Below are 22,398 nucleotides of genomic sequence, written 5' to 3' on the forward strand. Positions count from 1 at the left end.
CTGCACTGTCTCTTCAAAGTAATCTTTTTTAAATTTCCCCTTAACTGATTGTCTTATTGGTCGAGATGAGAGCCGGAAACCTTCTGTATGAGTCAAAACAGTACAGAAGAGTTATCGGCACTCTACCCAAGGGGAGCTCGAAAATGGCCCTCAGTGTAAACACCAATGTTCCCTCCTTAACTGCCCAGCAAGGTCTGGAGCGGGCCACCGGTTCACTGGAAACCTCCATGAGGCGGCTGTCCACTGGTTACAGGATTAACAGTGCAAAAGATGATGCTGCCGGTTTGCAGATTACCAACCGGATGACATCGCAAATCAACGGTTTGACGGTGGCTGTTCGAAATGCCAATGACGGTATCTCGGTATCGCAGACTGCTGAAGGTGCGATGAACGAGTCCACGGCCATTCTTCAGCGGATGAGGGATCTGGCAATTCAGTCTGCTAATGATAGTAATGACAGCGTTGACCGTGCAGCACTGCAAAAAGAGGTGATACAGCTGACTTCTGAACTTGACCGGATTAGTGACACAACAACATTCGGTGGGCAAAAGCTTCTTGATGGTACTTTTTCCAATAAGCAGTTTCAGGTTGGTGCCAATGCCAACGAGACAATAGCCATTAACATTACCAGTGTAAAAAGTGACAGGTTAGGTATAGATGAGAGAGCCCTCACCTTTACCGGCTTTACTCTGTTAGGTGCGGACAGCCTTGCTGCACAAGCACTGACGTTTACTGTTGGCGGTGCCAATACAAATGTTAATGTCACCTCCACATCAACAGCAAAAACGATCGCAAATGCAGTCTCTTCCAGTGTTGACAGGGTCAATGCAATAGCCGCCAATAAGGTTGATGTAAAATTTGAAACTGCAGCGGCAATTGCATCTGGTGCAAATATCAACCTGAAGGTTAACGGCACAACCTATAACCAGACCTTCTCAACCGATAAAGATACAACGCTGACTGCTCTGACTGCTAAATTAACGGCAGCCGGGTTAACTGCAGCCTATGACTCGACCAATGACACGATCACACTAAACAACACCACAGGTGATAACTTCGTGGTTCAGGTTTCTGGTGATGAGGCCACAAGTGACCCATTTGATAACAACGATGTTAAAGTTCGGGGCTATGCGGCTGATGGCACGACAACTGCCGGTATTGCTGTTAATGCTGTGGGCGCTGATGTCACCATCAGGGGGTCGGTAACCTTTAAAGCGCTTGATGGTTCTGCCACATACAAGGTTGCCAGCTCACTGGGAACAGGTTCGGGTTCATTCGCTCCTACATCTGGCGGCATTAACGGAATCGTGGGCAGTGCTGCCACGGTCAGTTCCGTCAGTTCCGTCAATATCAGTGATTATACCGGTGCTCAGCGTGCGCTGGGGATCATAGATGCTGCTATTGCCGATATTGATGACCAGCGCGGTAACCTGGGTGCTATTCAAAACCGTTTCCAGCACACCATCTTTAACCTCCAGAGTATTCGCGAGAACATGACTGCATCACGTGGTCGTGTTAAAGATACCGATTATGCTGCTGAGATGGCTGAAATGACCAAACAGCAGATTCTGAAACAGGCTTCTATCGCTAACCTGGCTCAGGCGAATGAACTGTCCCGTGATGTTCTGAACCTTCTTCGGTAAGTCTCCTGTCAATTGAATAGAGGGCAGTAGACTGGTACTGCCCACTTTTTCCAAATATCTGCTAATTATTATTCTCCTGCTGATACTGACGAAAGGCATTAGCCTATGGGTGGTTTGGCTATTCCCGGTATTGGTTCCGGTCTGGATCTTGAAGCTATGGTGAAGGTGATAGCTGACAGCCAGCTGGCTCCAAAGGAGGCATCCATCAAACGTCTTGAGGAGCGAGCGGAATTGCAGCTTTCGACTTTAGGCATGTTGTTTGAGGCTGCAGGCAAACTCCTGAAAATGATTCATGCCGTCCCGGTCGCCAGTATCAGTTACGAAATCACCTCCTCTGACCCCTCCAGAGTTGCAGTAACAAGAGATGGCAACCCGCCGGAAAGTTCATTCCAGATTCAGGTTGAACACCTGGCCATGAATCACCAGATTCGCTCGAACGGCTATCCTCCGGGCAGTGCGGTTCTGATGGCAGGGCAATCAGGAAATATTCGCCTCAAATTCGAGGATAACAGTCAGGGGCAGGATATTTCCGAGATTTCCTCACCTATAGCTATCCGCAGCGGGGAAACCCTCAGGAATATTGCCTCCAAGATTAATACTATAAGCCCTGATAAATACTATGCAGAAGTGGCTTCAGAAGTATCAAATGAGTATCTGATGCTGAGAACCCGGGCGGGAGGTAGTGATATTCAGGTGCACGTTATTGGAGATGGTGATCTGCAGACATTTGCTTACGGGTTTTCTGTGATCCAGCGCGGACAGGGAGCAGCTTATCTGGTGGATGGAACATCACGGACTCATCCGGGCAATAGGGTCGAAGGTGTTTTTCCTGGTCTTATTCTCGATTTAAAACGGGCTGATCCATCAATAAATGTTGAAATTTCCACACGTGTAACGAGCAGTGGTGATTCTCAGCAAATGACGGCAGGCGTGGAGAAATTCGTTGAAAGCTGCAATGGATTCATGGGTGTACTGCTGATGGCAAAACGAGGCGATGTCAAACAAGGCTTGCCCGGAAACCCTCTGGTTCGGCAGCTCTCGAATAGCTTTGACCGCATTCTTGGTCAGATCAATATGTCTCTCTCTAACTTCAGGTCATTGGCTGATATTGGAATTGCACGACAGAGAGATGGAACGATTGGTTTTAACTCCCAGAAGTTTCAGCGGTCACTTCAGACAGATACTGAAGAAGTGGTGCAGTTGCTGACGGGTGATGATGGTGTTTTCAAGGATATTGTGCAGCTGACACGAAAAATGGAGCAACCGAACGGTGGCCTGCAGGCACAGGGACGATCCTTTGAACGTGAAATTCAGCAATCTTCCAAGAGGCGAATAGCTCTTGATTTTGAACGCGAACAGATTACAGACCGGTTGTTGCGCAAGTATGTCGCCATGGATCAGAAGGTGGGGCAGCTTAAGCAGGTCGGAACCAGCATTGAGCTGCTACAGTCAATGCTTGTGAACTCAGGGCGGTCCAGATGAACAGTCTAAATCAAGCCAGAAATCGTTACCGTCATCAACAATACCTTATGGCATCGGAATCGGATCAGCAGGTTGAACGTCTGGTGTTATTGCTGAAAGGTCTTGATGAGATTCTTTGCTGTTGTGAAGGTGCTGTTGAGGCTGGTGACCTGGCTCGCAAAGGTGAACTTGTCGGGCAGGGTATGGATATCTTTATTACGCTGAAGCAGGGGCTTGTCTCAGAATCCAGTGAGGGTGCGAGTGTTCAGCCTGTTCTTGCGATGAGTTCCCGGTTAAATAAATTATACGATCACTGTCTGTTTCTATTGTCCCGTACTACGCTTGGAAACGATTTGGAAGCGCTGGCAGCTGTAAGAAGTGTGGTGCAACAGCTGATCGAAGCCTGGAGTGAGTCCATGGTGGCATCCAGTTAAGTTCATACGCATTCAACAAACTGGCAGCAGAGGCTATGACTGTATCTGTGACAGGAAGTGATATGCTGGTTCATCTGGGGAGTGAGAGGCTTGCCTCCTGCAAAGATGGCTCAGGTGAACCTGAAAGCGTGCTGGCTCTTCAAGCTGACAGTACTGATGATATAGATTTCCCTGCATCCGATACTCTGGAATGCCTCTCTTTTCAGCAGGTTCTGGACAGCCAGCTGGAGCTGGATATATCTCTTGATGCTGAAGAGGCTGGAGACATTATCCCGCCTTTGGATCAGAGTGCAGCCGATGTATTTACAGATATCCTGATCGAACCTCCTGTTGCACCGAGTGCGTTGGAAAATCAGTACCCAGCTGCCAGTGAAGAAACAGTAAATGGGTCATTGGGTGAGCCTCAGGGTTTGCTTCAGGTATCAAAGAACCAGCCAGCAGGGCTGTATGACGATTCATCAACTGGAACCATATTGTCCGGATTGAATCATGAATCCGAAGCAGGTTTTTCAGGCAAGGAAGGAGACCTTCATCAGTTAGGGGCAGGTGAACCTTCCGGAATTCAGAAACAGATAACTGATGCTGTTCAATCAAGTGAAAATGCCGCTGGTAATTTTCATCCTTCCCTTGATAGGCAAAATCGCGAGGCTCTGTTGCAGCCCAGGGCACTTCAGTCGTCGTTAGAACGGACTACTGAATCATCGCTTACCGAGTTATTTTCAAATGAACCATCTATTCAGCCAGTAACTCATTCTTCTCCTAAATTTGGCTCTCCCAGTTTGAGTGCAGTGGCTCCCCTGAAAGCAGCTGTTAGCGCTGATGTCTTGAACACTCAGGGAGCGGCTGCAGAACAGGTGGATATTAACCAGAGTTCCCTGTGGCTGAGTAATGAACGACAGGCCCGCTTTTCAATGAAGACTGATCAGCTCGGTTTGGTTGAAGGGCTGCTTTCCCGGCAGAGCGATGGAATCAGCCTGTCTGTTCAGGGAGCCCTTGAGAGTCTGGACATTCTTAAAAGCAGCCAGGATGGACTAAGAGCTGCGGTGGTCAGCAGCTTTAGTGACTCACCTGCGGTGAATGTCTCGGTCAGTGGTCGGGGGACATCTTCTGAAACATCTTATTTTCAGGGTGAGAGCAGTCATACCCAGTCAGGGGCACATGGCACAGCCAAAGACGTTGAACCGTCAGCGATCCAGATCAAGCACTGGCATGCAGTCGAATCCCTAATTGATACATTTGCCTGAGGTTCTCTGATATGGCCAAGGCCCTGAACCGTCAAACGATGATAATAATTCTGGCCGTGGTTGTGGTGGCAGGTGTGGCTGCAGGGCTTTCCATATTTCTGGTCGAGGAGAATACCGCATCTTCGGATGGCGGGGTTCTGCGCTCAGATGTTCCTCTTTACCAGAAACTGGGGACGATGGTTGTCAACCTTCTGGATGATGATGAAGAAACCCACTTTATGCAGGTGGATGTGACGCTGATGACGCGTAATGTGAAATGTGCCAAGGCTTTGGAGTATTACGTTCCCGTTTTTCGAAATGCCATGCTGGATCTGTTTGCCCGACAGGGTTACAAGCGCATGCTGGTACCAGCTGAAAGGGAAGTACTCAGGAAAGAAGCCTTGGATGTGGCACTGAAGGTTGCCACTATGAAAATGAAAAACCCACAGATTGAAGATGTCCTGTTTACCGGTTTTGTTGTTCAGTGAGAATTATGCTGCAGCCGTCTTCCACATTTCACAATGATATGCCTGAAGTTGGAACTAAGTATCCCGCCAGCCCGGTTGCAAAGCATGAAGACTGGAAACAGAGAGTTGATGAAAACCTGAGCCTGGTACGCAGGCTGGCGCGGCGAACAGCGGAAGGTATTCAGCGCCTCGATCTTATAGACGATCTTCTTCAGGCTGGTTTCTTCGGTCTGGTTGAAGCTTCCAGAAGGTATAACAGGGAGACAGGGAAACCGTTTCAGGCATTTGCGCAGCCCCGTATTCAGGGAGCCATGATTGATGAGATTAGAAAGCTTGACTGGAGACCTCGGCGGGTCAGCCGTTCAGCAGCCCGGATATCCCGCCATATGTCGCGGGTCGAGCAGCAGTTGGGGCGGCAGCCAACAGAGCTTGAGGTTGCACAAAGTCTGGGTCTGTCTCTGCAGGCTTATCAGCAGGAGCTTGAAGGAATTGCCTGTGGTCAGCTGGAAGCTTTTATTGAAGAACCCTCCGAAGAGTTTGTAGATGACAGCTTTTGCAGCGTGGAGCAGCGCTTCTACCGTGGTGAACTCAAAGAGCGGCTGGCATCTGCCGTTGACAGATTGCCGGCAGGTGAGCGACAGCTGCTTGGTTTTTATTACCAGCAGGGGCTGAACCAGTGTGAAATTGCAGAAGTGTTTCATGTCACTGAGGCCCGGGTTAGTCAGATACACAAGCAGGCCCTGCTTAGGCTGAAGGCCTATCTGGGCGGACAGGGTTTGGTTTAGACGGAGTCTGGTCGTCGTCAATGTTAAGAATTGTTGGCTTCTTCGTACTGTTTGCCAGTGTGATTGGTGGATTTGTCGCAGCGAGTGGGAAGGTTCTGGCGTTATGGCAGCCTGCAGAGCTGGTAGTTATAGCCGGGGCGGCTCTTGGATCCTTTATGGTGGCGAATCCAAAGTCTGTTCAGCAGCAGGTTATGGTTCATATGAAATTTGCCTTCTTCAAAAAATATGACTTTGACAGGGCGTTCTATATGGATCTGCTAAGGCTGGTCTACCAGTTATTGGAGCTATCACGAAAGGAGGGTGGCAATGCTCTGGAGGAACATATTGAATCTCCCGAGAACAGCGGCATTTTTGAAGCCTATCCCAAAATTGCCGGACACCGTCGTTTGCTTCATTACGTGACGGATAATTTTCGGGTTACCAGCCTTGGCAATGTGTCATCTCACGACCTTGAAAACCTGATGGAACAGGAAGTTCATACCTTTGGAAATGACCTGAAACGCTCTTCCAAAGCGTTGCAGGATATTGCCGATGCCTGCCCGGGTTTTGGCATAATTGCTGCTGTTCTTGGCATAATTATCACCATGCAGTCCATCGATGGACCGGTTGAGCTGATAGGGGTGAAGGTCGCGGCAGCTTTGACTGGAACCTTCTTCGGTATTCTTCTCTGTTATGGTGTTCTTGGGCCGCTTGCTACCGCTATTGATCATACCGCCAAGTGCGAAATCCAGGCCTTTGAGTTTGTCAAAGCCACCCTGGTAGCCAGCGTTAGCGGCAGACCACCGCTTATGGCGGTTGATGCAGGCAGACGGGTGCTTTTGGATGAAATCAGGCCGACGTTCTTCGAGATGGAAGAAAGCCTGAGGGGAGATCGATAAGATGTCTGAAACTGTCATTGTTCGCCCCAGAAAAGATGGTCACGATGATGGCCATGGCAGTGGTTCATGGAAGGTTGCCTTTGCTGACTTTGCTATCGCGATGATGGCGCTGTTTATGGTTTTGTGGCTGGTGGCTGCAACCAATGAAGTCCAGAAGAAGTCCATAGCAAACTATTTCTCAAACCCTGGTGTTTTTAACAAACCATCAAGCCGTAACCCGATCTCTATGCAGGGGGCTACATCGGTTCACGAAGGGTCACCAACCATTGTCCGCGCAGCACCGACAGGTAAAAGTGGCTTTGAGTCTGCCGGTGAAGAGTCTCCCGGTCTGGATGAACTTCTGGGATTAAGTGCCGAGCTGTCAAAAATCAGTGAAGCTCGTGGTCAGGGTGGGATGAGAAGGTGTCTGCAGATTCGCTCTCTTCCAAAGGGGCTGCTGCTTTCCATTGTGCAAACGGATGAAGGTGTCGTTTTCAATCCCAACAGTACTGAGCTGACCCCGTTTTATGAGGACTTTGTGCTGGCTCTGGCCCCATGGATTAAAAAATCCGGAAGAGCCTTGATGATTATCGGGCACTCTGATTCAGGCTCGGATGATGCCAGCAGAAATAACCAAAAAAACTGGCTGCTGGGCTCGGGGAGAGCCGAAACGGTCCGCCAGACTCTGCTTTATGGCGGAGTTAATGATAGCCAGATTATTGGTATCAGCTCGATGGGAGCGAAATCTCCCCTCAAGGGTGTGAAACCTAATGACCCTTTGAACCGGCGGGTTGATCTTCTTGTGCTGACCCTGAAGTCTGAGAAGCAGATTGAAAAGCAGTGGAATATTTCCCACGGTCTGGATCAGCTGATAACCGACAATGGATTGGATTCTGTGGTTGAGGCAGCCGAGTCCAACCAGGCCGCGTTTGATAGTTTTTGATACATATTCCTTCAAAGTACGCCCTTCAATTCTGGATTTGTTGATCTGGATCAATAGGTAATAACCGTAAAATACATAAGGTTATTTATGTAAGCATGTTGTCAATAATGAATGCAGTACAGGCTCGCTGACATAATAGGGGAGTGAGTTATGCCTTTTGAAGCACTGGTTGTTGCTGGACTTGGGACAGTTATCCTGGTGGTGGGTTTCATGGGGGGACTCGGCTGGTTTATATACCGGGACAGCCATCGGAAAGAAGAAAACAAGGACAGCTAGTGGCTTCAACCGCCACCTGATAAATCCTCGTATTTTTTACCGGGAACCCATTCCGGGGATTGTTGTTGCGTGGGATATTGTTTTGTCGGGTGGTGTCTGGAATCAGCGCCGGGTTTGTGGGGTACCTGAGGGCGCTGGAGTAGATACACACACAACAAGAAGCAAGAACAATGACAAAAATGATTAAACTATCCGGGCTGACTCTGGCCATTTCCGCTGCTTTGACTTTGTCTGCTGGAGCGCAGGCTTATCAGGCGGGTGATATGGTAATGCGTGCTGGCTTTGCGACCGTATCTCCGAATACTGATAGTGGCAAGCTGAAGGCTGATGGCGCTGCTGTAACACCTGCCACCACTGTAGATGTTGACAGTAATACCCAGCTTGGGCTGACCTTCACCTATATGCTGACTGACCATGTTGGCCTGGAACTTCTGGCTGCAACACCGTTCAAGCACACCATCAAAGTCAAAGGTGGTTTGGCGTCACTGGGCAAGCTGGCTGATGTTGAGCATTTGCCTCCAACCCTGTCTGTTCAGTATTTCCCAATGGATTCCAGCTCTGTTCTTCAGCCTTATGTTGGTGCTGGTCTGAACTATACAACTTTCTTTGATGAATCTTTTAAGGGTGATAATAAGACTAAGTTCCGTAGTCTTGAGCTTGAGGACTCCTGGGGAATCGCATTCCAGGCCGGTGTTGATTATATGCTCACCGATAATCTGGGTCTGAATGCAGCAGTCTGGTGGATAGACATTGATACTGAAGCCACCTTCAAATCCGCTGATGGTGCTACTAAGTACAAAGTCGATGTAGAACTTGACCCATGGGTTTATATGGTGGGCATGAACTACAAGTTCTAATTGCAGAAAAAGTAAGATTTTCAGCTTATCCAGGGCCATCGTAATGATGGCCTTTTTATATTAGAAGAAACTAATTAGTATGCGGAGGTAAGACGAAGCCTGACTGAACTGAGAATAAGAAATAACCAGAAATGAGTATGGGAGGCAGGGTATAATGAGCGTTGCAAATCCAACCAGATCCTCGGAAAAAGAGGTTCATAACCGTCTGGAACATTTTCCCATCTCTTTCTTTTCCATTGTTATGGGACTGTCTGGAATGACACTGGCCTGGAAGGCCGTTACACACCTTGCAGATATTCCGGATTATATCTGGCTGAGCATGGGGACACTGGCAACTGTGGTTATGGTGATGGTGCTTGTCACCTATACCAACAAAGCAAGAATTTATCCCCAGGCTGTCTGGCATGAGATGTGTCATCCCATTCGGTTAAACTTTTTTCCGACCATTTCCATCAGCATGATCCTTCTTGGCACCCTCTGGCAGGGAATGGGGGATTTTGCCTTTATTTTCTGGTGGACCGGAGCTGCCTTGCAGCTTGGTTTTACTCTGTTTGTCCTCAATGCCTGGCTGCACCGAAATACTCTTAAAGTTGGGCACGCCAACCCTGGCTGGTTTATCCCGGTGGTGGGAAATATCATCGTTCCGATAGCCGGTGTTTCTTATGGCTATGTTGAAACATCCTGGTTTTTCTTTAGCCTTGGCATGCTGTTCTGGCTGCCATTACTGACCATTATTCTCTACCGACTGTTCTTTCATGGGCCGTTGCCTGAAAAACTGATGCCTACCTGGTTTATTTTGCTGGCACCACCATCAATTGGCTTTGTTTCGTATATCAGTCTGAATGGAGGAATTGACAGTTTCGCCCGAGGGCTGATTTACAGTGCTGTGTTTATCGGACTGCTGTTGTTTACCAATGGTCTGCGCTTTTTGCGGCTGCCTTACTTTATTTCTTCCTGGGCTTTTTCATTTCCACTGGCTGCGTTGACCGTTGCATGTGCAAAGTATGCGCTTATCACAGGATTGACAGCTTTTGTTCTTCTGACTTTTGTTTTGCTTGTTACGCTGACATTGGCAGTTATTGTGCTGATTATCAGAACTCTGATTGCCATAAAGAGAAGACAGATTTGTGTGCCGGAATGAGAGTGATTTCGCTTTCCTCGATACTTTCTGAGTACTCCGTGCAAACGAAGTGTATGTATGGTTTTCCGAGGTAGAAAAAGTGCTTTCACTATAGGTCAAAATAAATGGGAATATAGAGGTTAGTTATTCGGAGGTATAGGTATTAAAAACAGTGTTTTTATTGATCTGAAGCAAGGTGTGCTGAACATCAACAGCTAATCTGAGAGCATAGTCTGATTCCCGTCAGATCTGCGTGTATAGCCATCAAGGGCTATGTCAGTTTGGGATGCAAAATAAAATAAAAACCCATTGTAGTGCGCTGTCCGGCAATAGCCGACCAGGTTGGGAAAGTGACCATTAACAGCCGCGCCTAGTAGGAACTCTAGAGCGAGATGTGCAACCGGATGCCATGAATGGTCAGATCCGGTGTTTGCGTATGGCGAACGTGTAAATTTAACTGCCTGAAGATTGCTGATGATTGAAATAAATGGCAAAGCGTGCAGCTTTGAGAAAGGCGATACGGTGCTCGATGTAGCCCGCGCCAACGATATAGACATACCGACCCTGTGCCATCTGAAAGATACCACTCCTACCGGAGCCTGCCGTATCTGTCTTGTTGAAGCGGATGGTGCCAACAACCTTATTGCTTCCTGTGATACGCCTGCCTGTGAAGGCATGAAGGTTCAGACCCATTCCGAGCGAGTCGTCGCCGCCCGGAAAGGCATTCTGGAACTTCTGCTCTCCTCTGGTGATCACTACTGCCTGCTCTGTGAGAGTAACGGTGACTGTGAACTGCAGGACCTCTCTATCGAGTACAAGGCCGATGGGCGCTGCCTGCCGGAAACTGGCCGCAAGTCGTCTGTTGAAGACTCGGATGCCCTGATTCTGCGTGATTTCTCCAAGTGCATTCACTGCGGTCGCTGTGTGAAGGCTTGTAACGAAATCCAGATGCACGATGTGCTCAGCTTTGGTCACGAAGAGGGCAGCCCGAAGATTTTCGCTGGTGACAATGAAACCCTGCGTGAATCTGATTGCCGCTTCTGTGGTGAGTGTGTGCAGGCCTGCCCGACCGGTGCTCTGTTAGAGAAGAAGGCACTGGGTAAAGGCAAGGTACGGGATGAACAGAAAGTTCGTACCACCTGTCCATACTGTGGTGTTGGCTGCCAGCTCTGGCTGCATGTTCGTGATGACAAAATTGTTAAAGTCACGGGTGTTGATGAGGGCTTGCCTAATAAGGGCCGCACCTGTGTTAAAGGCCGCTTCGGTTATGACTTTATCTACAACAAGGATCGTCTGACCAAGCCGCTGATCAAACAAAAGAATGGTGAATATAAAGAGGCTGAGTGGGATGAAACCCTCGACCTGATCGCCAGCAAGTTCCAGACCTTTATTGAAGAGAGTGGCGCTGACTCCGTAGCCGGTATCAGCTGCGCACGGAGTATCAATGAAGATAATTACCAAATGCAGAAGTTGTTCCGGACGGTGTTCCGAACCAACAACATAGACCACTGCGCGCGAACATGACACGCCCCCACCGTTGCCGGTCTGGCAACTTCATTTGGTTCTGGCGCCATGACTAACTCCTTCGCGGAGTTTGAAAAGGCCAGCATGTTCCTGGTTATTGGTTCAAATATGTCTCAGGCACACCCGGTTGCTGCCACCTTCCTGAAGAATGCTGTCAGCAAGGGCGCAAAACTGGTTGTGGTTGATCCCCGTAAACATGAGCTGGTCAACTATGCCGACCAGCATGTTCAGCTGAAGTCCGGTACTGACGTGGCTCTGCTGAACGCACTGATGCATGTGCTGATTCGTGAAGGTCTGTACGACCACGAATTTGTCACTGAGCATTGCGAAAACTTTGATGCCCTGTGGGATAAGGTACGTGAGTACTCCTCAGAATGGGCGGCCGAGAAGTGCGGTATTACTTCTGGTGAAATCGTGCAGCTGGCTCATACCCTGGCCGAAGCTGATTCTGCCATGCTTTGCTACACCCTTGGTCTGACCGAGCACGTAACCGGTACTGACAACGTTCTCTCTGTTGCCAACCTACAGATGCTGCTGGGCAATATGGGTAAGCGTTCTGCTGGTGTAAACCCGCTGCGTGGACAGAACAACGTGCAGGGCGCCTGTGATATGGCGGCTTCTCCAAATGTTCTGCCTGGCTATGTCAAGGTTGTGAATCCGGAGGTACGTGAGCGCTTTGCCAAGTTCTGGAAGGTTGACAGCCTGCCTGCCCTTGAAGGCTTCAAGATGCCTGAAATGTTTGAAGGGCTGCCTGAAGGTAAGGTACGTGGTCTGTGGATCTTTGGTGAGAACGTGGCTAACACTGAACCGGATATTCGCAAGATCGAGCATGAGCTGGAATCTGCGGAATTCCTGGTTGTTCAGGATATCTTCCATAACGAAACCACTCGTTTCGCGGATGTGATTCTTCCCGCCGCAGCCTGGGGTGAGAAGGACGGTACCTTTACCAACAGTGAGCGTCGTGTAAACCGTGTACGAGCGGTGTCGTCTGCGCCCGGTGAAGCCAAGCAGGACTGGTGGATCTTCAAGCAGATCGCCAAGCGTTTTGGTTATGAGTGGGAATCTGACAGTGCCCAGGAAATCTGGGATAACGAGATTTCCATGCTCAGCCCTAATTTGGGCGGTATCAAGTATCACCGTATCGAAAACGATGGTCTGCAGTGGCCCTGTCTGGATGAAAACCATCCCGGCACCGAGTACCTGCATAAGGATGGTAACTTTACCCGTGGTAAGGGCCTGTTCAACGCGGTTGACTGGCGTCCACCTGCGGAAGTGACTGATGAAGAGTATCCGTTGATTCTAGGTACCGGTCGTCGTCTGCATCACTACCATACCCGTACCCAGACTGGTAACTCTGAAGGTATCAACGATCTAATGAGTGAAGAGAAGGTTGATATTTCTCACTGCGATGCCCGCAACCTGGGTATTGAACACAATGAGATGGTACATGTCTCTTCCCGTCGTGGTCAGGTGAAGATTCGGGCCAATATTACCGATGAAGTGCCTCACGGTATGGTGTGGATGTCGTTCCACTTCCGCGAGTCCAACGCTAACTGGCTGACTAACGGTAATGCCTTCGATCCTGTGACGATGACGGCAGAATATAAAGTCGCTGCTGTACGCGTTGACAAGATTCAGGCTCAATCTTCAGAGCAGGAGATCGCATAATGGATATCATTGCCAAAGAAGGTGGCAAGGACAGCGCCATTGACAGTGTGATCTTCAGCACCTGGGGTGGCCACAAGTTTGATGGCCGCTCGGCAGAGGGCATTGAAAAATCCCAGAAGGCTGAACAGATCCCATTCCTGCCGGAGTACTTTAAGCAGAACTCTCCGCTGAAGGCTCTGATTGGTTGGGACGGTATTGTTCTGCGTGATGAGAACGTCAATATTGTCGGCCTGTGCAACAGCTATATGAAGGCTTTGTCTGAAGCGTCCTGTGGTAAGTGTTCACCCTGCCCGGGGGGAACGCGGGCCATGAGTAAACTGCTGGATCGTCTGTGCCAGGGCAAAGGGTATAAGGAAGATCTGTTCCACCTGAAGACCATTGCCGAAACAGTAATGGAAACCTCCCGTTGCGGGATTGGCAAGCAGGGCCCTGGTGCCATCCTTCATGCGCTGGATAATTTCTGGGAAGCCTTTGAAGATGCCGTTGATAACGGCGTAAAGGATGAGACAGATTACTTCTCAAAGCGCACCGCACCTTGCACCGAAGCCTGTCCGATTCATCTGGATATTCCCGGTTATGTCGATCATATCCGCCAGGGCGCTTTTGATAAATCCCTGGATCTGATCCGCAGTCGTCTGCCTCTGCCAGGTGTACTGGGCCGTACCTGCTTCCGCCCCTGCGAAAGCAACTGTCGCCGGGCCAATATGGATGAGCCGATTGCCATTAAGGCGCTGAAGCGTTTTGTGGCTGATGAAGCTTTGAAGAAAGGGCGTACACCTCCCCACGAGATGAATATCTCCGAGAAAACCGGACATATCGCCATTATTGGTGCTGGTCCTGCAGGTTTAAGCGCGGCTTACCATCTGGCTATGCGTGGCCATAAGGTCACCATGTTCGAGATGCTGCAGGAACCGGGTGGTATGTCTGCCGTGGGTATTCCTGATTACCGTCTGCCTCGTGATGTTCTGCGTTATGAAGCGCAGCTGATCCGGGATATGGGTGTCACCATCAACTACGGTGTGCGAATTGGTCGTGATGTTCTGCTGACTGATCTTGAGCGTGATTACGATGCAGTGTTTATCTCAGTAGGTGCCCAGGACAGTACCCCGATGCGGGTTGAGGGCGAGAATGAAGGTTATCTCGGCTATATCCCCGGTATTCGCTATCTGCGTGGGATTAACGATGGCTATGACCCTTATCCGGAAGGTCGTCGTGTTGCCGTTGTTGGTGGTGGTAACGTGGCCTTTGACTGTGTGCGTACTGCCCTGCGTCACGATAAGGATGATGTCAGCATTATCTATCGCCGAACCCGCGATGAGATGCCTGCCGACTCCATGGAAATCCATGAGGCTGAGGAAGAAGGTGCTAACTATCACTTCCTGACTGCACCGGTACGTATTGTTGCTGATAAGCATGGCCGGGTCACTGGTCTCGAGTGTCGCAAGATGGAACTGGGTGAGCCGGATGCCAGCGGTCGCCGTCGTCCAGTACCAGTTGAAGGTTCCGAGTTTATCTTTGAATGCGATACTGTTGTGTCTGCTATCGGCCAGCGGGTTGACCTGTCTGCCCTGGTGAAGTTCGAAGGTGTAGAAACCACTGATTGGAATACTATTGTGGTAGATCCAGTGACCCGCCAGAGCACACATCCCAAGTTGTTTGCGGCCGGTGACTGTGAACTGGGTCCGGACTCACTGATTACGGCTGCTGCTGGTGGCTTGCGCGGAGCGTTAAGTATCGACAGCTTTATCAATGGCAAGCCGCTGGATTACACCACGGAAGACCATTTCGAAGCTTTGATGAAGCACCTCAAGCTTTACGATGAGAACGAAACCATGGATCAGGTGGCGAAGAAAGCCCGTGAATCCTTTGAAGTTCTTGATGTCGAAAAGCGTAAGCGTTCCTGGGATGAGGTAGAGAAAAGCTTTACCCGTGCAGAAGCCATGGCGGAAGCCAAGCGGTGTCTGCATTGTTACCGGGTAGCGACGGTTGCTGTTTAATCAGCAATCAAATCTTTCAATTCCGCTGTACACTGTCGCCCGTCCCGGGCGGCAGAATCCTGCCAGAGACAGGTTGTACTGTTCGGCCAGTTCCACTGCCATGGTTGTGGCGGCGGAAACCGCCAGCAGGATTTCCACACCAGCTGTTGCCGCTTTCTGAACCATCTCAAAGCTGGCTCGGCTGGTGACGAGTACCACTCCATCTTTCCAGCCTTCTTTTGCTCGAGCCCCTAACAGTTTATCAAGAGCGACGTGGCGGCCAATATCTTCACGAATTGCCAATATTCTCCCATTACTGTCCAGCCAGAGAGCTGCGTGAGTTGCTCCCGTGGTGCTACCAAGAATTTGATTGTTGCGCAGCATGTCCTTCAGAACCCTCTCAATAGAGGCGAGGGGAAACCGCTGGGAAGTCGGAAGGCGAGCGACTTCCCGAACCACTTGCTGAAGATTCTCAGTACCACAGATACCACACCCGGTTCGCCCGGCCAGAGTACGACGATGTTCTTTCAATAGATAGTTACGGCGGCTTGAAAGATCCATTCTTACCTCAAAGCCCTGACATGCCGGGATGACTTCCATACTGTAGATCTCATCTGGTCTTGTAATAATTCCTTCCGCCAAGGAAAAGCCCAGGGCAAAATCCTCCAGATGCAGGGGACTGCACATCATGACGGTATGTGAAATACCGTTGTATACCAAAGCAATCGGGACTTCACTGGCCAGTGTATCCTGCTTGGTTTCTACAGATTCGTTGAGGCGAAACTGCCAGACATCTTTCAGGGATGTGGAGGAAGACAACATAGGTGGGCCTGAAGTGGGGGCTTGGGAAAGTCGGTATTTTAATGAAAAAGAGAGATTATAAAAACATATGAAAGCAACAGCCCAGGTGCTTATGGAAAAGGACCTTTGTTGTTTATTGCAGGTTCTTTGGTAAAGCTGTAATTCTTGAGATAATGACTACAATATGACCATATTCTGGGCATATAATTATTAGCTGTTATTTGTAACTGCTCATTTTTTAAAGGTAAAAACAGCTTTCTTGAAGATGTCACCCTTGGTATCACTGGGCTGTGGCCGATCAACCAAGAAATTTACCTACAAATTCTGAGCAGTTACCTGTTATTCCCGTAATCATTTTTTGATGTTTTTGTAATAATTATCGTGACAAGGAAGTTAGTGATTGTTTTAGCTGGATGGGTAAGTAGTTTGGTTTGTTGAGAATATTTTTATTTCTTGTGTTGTATTGGGTGTTTGTGGGTACTGTTTATGCGCAACGCTTATATATGGTAAAAACTGAAACCCATTTGCCTCTCCCTTTAGAAAACCTCAGAGAGACGGCGGTTGTCAATTTGCCTCTGGTAAGTGTTGAAGTACATCCCGTTAAACATCGTATTTTGTCTGCAGATATTATCCCCAAATTTTGGGGAAAAGAGCATAATCGGATGGAACTTTCCCCTTTGAGTTCACCGAAAACCAAGATCGACTTGCAAGGTGGAAACAATATTAATGTAAATTCGGGAGAAATTTTTTTTTACAAAAACGTGAGTGGTCAGCCTGAGAAGGCAGGGCTTCTCTGGTTTATGACCGGTTCATCCGATACTGCCTGGGCTTTGGTTCAGGCTGTTCATGCAACTGTTGGCCAGGCAGATAATTTTCAACATTCTTACTGGGTTCAGCACCTCTCGAACGGGCATATGGTTTTTCCTGAAACCCATAGTTATAAAGCTTATCAAAAGCATGGTGTCGAACGGCTCAACAGGGTATCTCCCGTGCTGGATGGCAACGGTGCGGATATGCAGGCAGAACAAGAGCCTGTGAGCCGACCGCAAACGCAAACTTGTCTGCCCTGTCTTGGAAGAGTAGTGACTGAGCCTTTACCAAGGCACATACCGGAAGTAAGTAATCATTTGTCTGAGTGGCACTTGCTCTTGTTGCGGGATCAAACTGATTTACCGGAAGAGGTTTTGAGCATGGATGGTGCTTTTTATAGGGATGCACCATTTTTAGCAGGAGATATACGGAAGTATACTCAACGTCTTCCACAAAGAGAGCGGGGATGTTCATCTATCTCTAACGTTTTAACGCACCCTCAGAGTGGTAGAAAGTATTTCATTAAGAGTGTCCCAATAACTGATCAGAGAAAGCACCTGATGATTGATGCCGCGAGAGAACTTCTGGTTCAGTTTAATATAAGACACCCTGTTCTTATGGCACATTACGGCGGATATAATTATTTATCCACAAGAAATAAGCTTCTTTTTCTCCAGATTATGGAGTTTTATGATGGAGAAAGCCTGTCAAGCTGTTTGTCCCGGCCAGGGAATGATGTTTTAAAGAATGACGAGGAGTGTGCAGTTATTACCGGAGCATTAACAATTGGTTTAGCTTGGTTGCATAGTGTCGGAATCGCTCATCGAGATCTGAAACCTGATAATATTATGGTACGTGCACCCTATGGAAATCATGGAGGAGTAAAGATTGTTGATTTTGGCTATGCCTGTAGTCGGTTAGTTCAAGCTACCAGGAAGTGTGGTAGTCCTGCTTATATGGCCCCTGAGATCATTCATGATGTGAGCATATATAATGATGCCCCTTACTGGGCAGATCAGGCTGATATCTGGTCTCTGTGTTCCGTTGTGACGACCATGTATCTGGGTCATGACACTAATTTAAATACATCAACCGGAGAAATAAATCGTTCAAAAAATGAAGAATTATTTTTCAGTCAGGTTGAATCGATACCGTCGCTAGAAGCAAAGGCTTTTATAAAAAAGGGGGCGGTTATCGATCCTGAGGAAAGATCTCAAGCCGCAAAGTTACAAGGAGAACAATGGATTGCTTCAGCCATGAAGCGCTTAAGCCTATCGAAATAATTGAAAGCGCTCATTGCTATCTATAGCTGTCAGTAGCGGTAACAAATCAGCTAACGCTTTAGTCAGCAGCTGCCGGGATTCCTTCTCAGGTTCTATGGTCAAACAACTGAAACTAATCGGTCGGAGGAAACGCATGCTGCTTAATGAACTGACAGCTTTAAAGAAAGCTTCCGAACTGGTTACCATTGTTCTTGATTCCTGCACAGATCAGCTGACCGGAATTATCCATACCACTAACAACCGGGTTACCGCCCTCGTTCTCTACTGTGAGGAAGGGGAGTACCAGGGGTGGACTTTCTTTGAAACCGATCAGATCAATGAGATCTATTGGGGCGACAGAGAACACCGCGCCATTGCCAGTCTTATTGACAATAACCTGCAGCGCGTTCTTCCCATCAAAAACAATGCAACATTTTCATCCTGTGTGGTTGAGCTTGGGCGTCGTTTGGAGTGTGTAGGACTTTACACTTTCAGGGAAGAAGAAGGGTTTGACCTGGTGAAAATTGTTGATTTCAGCAGTGAATGGCTAAAAGTCATGGCTTATGGAACCAAGAGTACACTGTCTTCAGGCTGGAAAATTATCCCGCGTGAAGAGGTCTGCCGGATTGAAATTGATTCTCCCTATATCAATAAGACAGCCCAGCTCCATAAGTCCGGGCTGTAATATCTCGAACAATACTATTTCCATGCCTGGAAAAGAGCTGCACAACCTCTGACTTGAATTTCATAACGGGAGAACCTGCTTTCCAGGGCATGGCGAAGGTCTTGCAGCCGGTCATTTCTGTTGTGGAAAATTCCTTTGTCGTTATAAGCATTCATCAGCCATCGGGCGGCCCATGATCTGTGAATCCCTTCTGACAGAAGAGTGCTTCCAAAAAGTACTCCATCCTGATTTGAGCAACTCTGAGAAGATTACCCTGAGCCGTGAGCAGTATGAGCAAACCAAGGAACTCATTGAACGTATGATGATGAAGCTTAAGTTCCGTGGGCTGGAAAATGAATATCCATTAATTCAGGAAGCCTGGAAAACCGGCAAGGCGATGAATGACAGGCTGATTCTGGGAGAAAGAGAAAAACTGTAATAAGGATTGTCACTCGGAATTAACAAAGCTGGTTAGTTTCAGTTTGAAGAGGATAGAAGCCAATATCCTGTCGTAATAAATAGAGAATGCTCTGTAATACTTAGAGGGATCAGTGAACGTGCCCAAGAGGAGATGCTGGGTAAAAGACCTCTACAGATGTCACAGGGATGTTGTTCATGTTGAAAAAATCTGGCCTTCTGGCAATGCCCGCCATTTTGATGACAATTGTCCTCACGGCCAGCCTGTCACTTCTTACCTTTTATTTCAAAGATACTCTTCTTAAAAGTTACAAAATCAAACTGAAGCAAATTGCCGACGTGACCGCAAAGGTTCTGCGGGACGATATTGAGCTGCATGGTGATAAGCATATCGATTTTGATGTGCTGGCTACGGATATTGGCAGCAGCTCAGGCATGCGGGTCACCATTATTGACCCTGAGGGTGTTGTAGTGGGGGATTCTAAAGTTTCCTCTCATGACCTGAAACAGATGGAAAACTACGGCTCACGTCCAGAGATTCAGGCTGCTATGTCCAGTGGCAGCGGTCTGGCCCGGCGCTTCAGACAAGCTCTGGGATATGACCAGCTCTATTATGCCACCAAAATTGAAATCAACTCGGAAGGAAGTCATGCCGACGGGCACCAGCATGGTGCCAGTTCCCTGACCCATGGAGAGGCTGATCTATTGGTTGTCCGTACCGCCCTGGCGCTGAATATTCTAGGGCAGCAGATGCTCTGGATCTGGCTTTGGGTGGGGGGAATCAGCATTCTTGGTGTTATGATCGTTGTGATCATCTCTGTTTTATTCAGCAAAATGATCGATAAACAGGCTTCTGTTGAGCGTTCAGCCCTTGAGGGTGAAGTCAAGGAACGCACCCATGAGCTCAGCCTGATGCAGCGGCTGGGAAGCCTGATGTCTGCCTGTACCACCGTTGAGGGGGCCGCAAATGTGGTGCACCCCATTGCTAACCACCTGTTGCCCGGCTGTACCGGTGGAGCAATTACCCTGATCAAATCCTCGAGAAACCGTTTGGATCTGCTGACCCAGTGGGGAGAGCAGTGGAAGGGCAGTGAGCGTTTTGAGCCCAGCGATTGCTGGTCCCTCCTTAAAGGTCATACTCACTACAGCTTTGAGGATGGGCTGGAAATTCACTGTGCTCACAGTGCCAACAAGGAAGATGATTTCCAGGTCTGTATTCCCCTGGTAGCACAGGGAGAAACCCTTGGTGTTCTCCACCTGAGCTATGAAAACCATGAAGAACTCGAGGCCAATAATGCCAAGGCTGAAGCAATGGCCGAGCAGATCGGTCTGGCCCTTGCCAATATGAGGCTGCGTGAAGATTTAAGGCAACAGGCTATTCGAGATCCGTTAACCGGCCTGTTCAACAGGCGCCATATGATGGAGTTCCTGGAGCAGAGAATCTATAACACTGAGACACAGAGTGCTCCGCTCTCAGTTATGATGATCGATCTGGATCACTTTAAGCGGTTTAACGATACTTTTGGCCATGATGCTGGTGACTATGTGCTGAAACAGGTCTCCATGGAACTGAAACAGGCCACCAGGGAAACTGATCTCGTCTGCCGCTATGGTGGTGAGGAAATCTGTATTATCTGTCCGGACAGTTCTCTTGAGGAAACTGCAGAATTGGGAAGAGCTCTGGTGGCCCGTATTGCCGGGCAGGGGATGCAGTTTAATGGACAGTCTCTGGGTAATGTGACGATTTCATTGGGTGTTGCAACTCGCCAGAACATTGATACCAGCGTCGATCTACTGTTGAAGGATGCTGATAATGCACTCTATGAAGCGAAAGAACAGGGGCGTAACAGAGTGATTGTCAGTTCAGGAGAAGATGCTGAAGGCTCTTTCCCTGAACTTTAAGGGTGAGAATTACTCACCCAGCTCGCTTTTCAGAATTGATATTGTTTCCTGCAAGAATAAACACTGGATTTCCAGTACCCGCAGAGCCAGTCAGTCCTCCTGTAGCCCCTCCAGAAAAACCAATAACCCCTCACTGGAGACTGAGCTCTGGTACGAATCAGTTGATTATATGGAACGTATTGTTGCGTTGGTTGCTGAGTACGTCGTGGTCTCTCCCTTAATTTTTATATCTGTTTCCAGTTAGTTTGGCGGGGAACCATAATGCTGCCATCAGCTCATGGTAGGGTTTCAGACTTAAGTCGAATATACGGGAGTCCTGAATCAACAAGAGATCAGATAGGGCTGCGTTGGGGGAATAAGAGGGGGAAGCCTGCTGTTCAGCAAAACTCCCCATGCAGAAACTCAATAAGGCGGGATGCTTCCTCACTGGCCAGTGAGTAGTAAATAGTCTGGGATTCACGCCGGGTCTTTACCAGTCCATCCTGACGCAGTTTGGCTAAATGCTGGGAGAGTGCCGACTGGCTGAGATCGAACCATTCATTGAGTTCGGTAACGGACATCTCGCTTTTACCAAGGTGACACAGGATCATCAGCCGGTTCTCATTGCTGACCATTTTCAGCAGCTGTGCAACATGGCGGGCTTTCTCCCGCATTTTTTTCATATCCACATCCAGCTCGGGCATGAATTCTCCTGTTTTTGTATAAAGTACAGCAGAGCTGCACTTTATAGCAGCTTTTTTGGCTATTGGGCTATATGTTCGACAACTGTAGCCTTGCCAATATTATCGTGGACAGGGCAGCGGGCGCAGACTTCATCAAGAAATGCCTGTTTCTCTTCTGTTGTCATATCAGCATCAATTTCAGCATTGACCTTAAAGGACTGGAAGCCAACACGGTCTTCAGTTGGCTTACCCATCAGGCCAGCGGCGTTCATGCCGGCTTCGACATTAACCTTCATACCTCGCAGTTCAATTTTCTTCTGGTTTGCCGCAATGCGACCAATACTGGCAATGCAACCTGCCAGAGAGAACAGAAACAGCTGCAGTGGGTTGGGGCCTTTATCTGTGCCACCGGCAGCTTCTGGCTGATCAATGAATGCAAGATGATTTCCGAGTTGGGCGTGAATACGAAAATCTTTACCCATTTCGGCACTCACGGACACAACTTTATTTACTGACATACTACGGTTCCTACCATTTTATACAACACAAGTCACCCAATAGGAATAAACCGGCCTTTTCTGACAGGAAAAATCATTCCTGTGTAACTTGTATATTAGATAATACTAATGTAGTGTGTATTGTATAT

Annotated in this window: 20 protein-coding genes; 17 read left to right on the forward strand and 3 right to left on the reverse strand. The window is 48.5% G+C overall.

Going from position 1 to position 22,398, the window contains the following annotated elements; translation table 11 throughout:
• Window positions 1–143 precede the first annotated feature (143 nt).
• The 13 genes from M3P05_RS20935 to M3P05_RS06400 all read left to right on the forward strand — a co-directional run bounded on the left by M3P05_RS20935 (window position 144) and on the right by M3P05_RS06400 (window position 15,255).
• Complete coding sequence (locus tag M3P05_RS20935; RefSeq protein ID WP_283777699.1) at window positions 144–1,643, forward strand: flagellin N-terminal helical domain-containing protein; 1,500 nt, start codon at window positions 144–146, stop codon at window positions 1,641–1,643.
• 105 nt (window positions 1,644–1,748) lie between these two features.
• A complete protein-coding gene (gene fliD, locus M3P05_RS06350; protein ID WP_249698602.1) occupies window positions 1,749–3,125 on the forward strand; it encodes a flagellar filament capping protein FliD in 1,377 nt (458 codons plus the stop codon).
• A complete protein-coding gene (locus tag M3P05_RS06355; protein WP_249698603.1) occupies window positions 3,122–3,538 on the forward strand; it encodes a flagellar protein FliS in 417 nt (138 codons plus the stop codon). The genes fliD and M3P05_RS06355 overlap by 4 nt, the downstream gene beginning before the upstream one ends.
• Window positions 3,539–3,573: 35 nt before the next feature.
• Entirely contained in the window at window positions 3,574–4,782 is a 1,209-nt protein-coding gene (locus tag M3P05_RS06360) for a hypothetical protein (RefSeq protein WP_249698604.1), read from the forward strand.
• Window positions 4,783–4,793: 11 nt separating this feature from the next.
• On the forward strand, window positions 4,794–5,249 hold the full coding sequence (locus M3P05_RS06365; protein WP_249698605.1) for a flagellar basal body-associated FliL family protein: 456 nt from the start codon (window positions 4,794–4,796) through the stop codon (window positions 5,247–5,249).
• Window positions 5,250–5,254: 5 nt separating this feature from the next.
• Complete coding sequence (locus M3P05_RS06370; protein ID WP_249698606.1) at window positions 5,255–6,013, forward strand: sigma-70 family RNA polymerase sigma factor; 759 nt, start codon at window positions 5,255–5,257, stop codon at window positions 6,011–6,013.
• Window positions 6,014–6,033: 20 nt separating this feature from the next.
• The gene (gene motA, locus M3P05_RS06375; RefSeq protein ID WP_249698607.1) at window positions 6,034–6,891 is read left to right on the forward strand and encodes a flagellar motor stator protein MotA; all 858 of its coding nucleotides are present in this window, start codon (window positions 6,034–6,036) and stop codon (window positions 6,889–6,891) included.
• Between the two features lies 1 nt (window position 6,892).
• Window positions 6,893–7,813, forward strand: a complete 921-nt coding sequence (locus M3P05_RS06380) for a flagellar motor protein MotB (protein ID WP_249698608.1) — start codon at window positions 6,893–6,895, stop codon at window positions 7,811–7,813.
• 150 nt (window positions 7,814–7,963) lie between these two features.
• The gene (gene ccoM / locus M3P05_RS20940; protein WP_283777700.1) at window positions 7,964–8,089 is read left to right on the forward strand and encodes a cytochrome c oxidase subunit CcoM; all 126 of its coding nucleotides are present in this window, start codon (window positions 7,964–7,966) and stop codon (window positions 8,087–8,089) included.
• 170 nt (window positions 8,090–8,259) lie between these two features.
• On the forward strand, window positions 8,260–8,946 hold the full coding sequence (locus M3P05_RS06385; RefSeq protein ID WP_249698609.1) for an OmpW/AlkL family protein: 687 nt from the start codon (window positions 8,260–8,262) through the stop codon (window positions 8,944–8,946).
• A gap of 154 nt (window positions 8,947–9,100) precedes the next feature.
• Window positions 9,101–10,087 (forward strand): SLAC1 anion channel family protein, encoded by a 987-nt coding sequence (locus M3P05_RS06390; RefSeq protein WP_249698611.1) that lies wholly within the window; start codon window positions 9,101–9,103, stop codon window positions 10,085–10,087.
• Between the two features lie 453 nt (window positions 10,088–10,540).
• On the forward strand, window positions 10,541–13,258 hold the full coding sequence (fdhF, locus tag M3P05_RS06395; RefSeq protein WP_249698613.1) for a formate dehydrogenase subunit alpha: 2,718 nt from the start codon (window positions 10,541–10,543) through the stop codon (window positions 13,256–13,258).
• The gene (locus M3P05_RS06400; RefSeq protein ID WP_249698614.1) at window positions 13,258–15,255 is read left to right on the forward strand and encodes an FAD-dependent oxidoreductase; all 1,998 of its coding nucleotides are present in this window, start codon (window positions 13,258–13,260) and stop codon (window positions 15,253–15,255) included. The genes fdhF and M3P05_RS06400 overlap by 1 nt, the downstream gene beginning before the upstream one ends.
• Here the strand turns inward: M3P05_RS06400 and fdhD are convergent, their stop codons facing one another.
• Window positions 15,256–16,056, reverse strand: coding sequence for a formate dehydrogenase accessory sulfurtransferase FdhD (gene fdhD, locus M3P05_RS06405; RefSeq protein WP_249698616.1), 801 nt, complete (start codon window positions 16,054–16,056; stop codon window positions 15,256–15,258).
• Window positions 16,057–16,538: 482 nt separating this feature from the next.
• On the opposite strand from fdhD, the gene M3P05_RS06410 reads away from it, so the two are divergent.
• From M3P05_RS06410 to M3P05_RS06425, 4 genes are all read left to right on the forward strand, one after another.
• Entirely contained in the window at window positions 16,539–18,128 is a 1,590-nt protein-coding gene (locus M3P05_RS06410) for a protein kinase domain-containing protein (protein WP_249698618.1), read from the forward strand.
• A gap of 133 nt (window positions 18,129–18,261) precedes the next feature.
• Window positions 18,262–18,792 (forward strand): hypothetical protein, encoded by a 531-nt coding sequence (locus M3P05_RS06415; protein WP_249698620.1) that lies wholly within the window; start codon window positions 18,262–18,264, stop codon window positions 18,790–18,792.
• A gap of 172 nt (window positions 18,793–18,964) precedes the next feature.
• Window positions 18,965–19,210: a hypothetical protein gene (locus tag M3P05_RS06420; RefSeq protein WP_249698621.1), complete on the forward strand. Its 246-nt coding sequence runs from the start codon at window positions 18,965–18,967 to the stop codon at window positions 19,208–19,210.
• Between the two features lie 176 nt (window positions 19,211–19,386).
• The gene (locus M3P05_RS06425) at window positions 19,387–21,090 is read left to right on the forward strand and encodes a sensor domain-containing diguanylate cyclase (RefSeq protein WP_249698622.1); all 1,704 of its coding nucleotides are present in this window, start codon (window positions 19,387–19,389) and stop codon (window positions 21,088–21,090) included.
• A gap of 377 nt (window positions 21,091–21,467) precedes the next feature.
• Here M3P05_RS06425 and M3P05_RS06430 read toward each other — a convergent pair whose 3' ends face one another.
• Window positions 21,468–21,773, reverse strand: a complete 306-nt coding sequence (locus tag M3P05_RS06430) for an ArsR/SmtB family transcription factor (protein ID WP_249698623.1) — start codon at window positions 21,771–21,773, stop codon at window positions 21,468–21,470.
• 59 nt (window positions 21,774–21,832) lie between these two features.
• The gene (locus M3P05_RS06435; RefSeq protein ID WP_249698624.1) at window positions 21,833–22,270 is read right to left on the reverse strand and encodes an OsmC family protein; all 438 of its coding nucleotides are present in this window, start codon (window positions 22,268–22,270) and stop codon (window positions 21,833–21,835) included.
• Window positions 22,271–22,398 lie beyond the last annotated feature (128 nt).

This window comes from Parendozoicomonas callyspongiae (genome assembly GCF_023502345.1).
GTDB classification, from domain to species: domain Bacteria; phylum Pseudomonadota; class Gammaproteobacteria; order Pseudomonadales; family Endozoicomonadaceae; genus Sansalvadorimonas; species Sansalvadorimonas callyspongiae.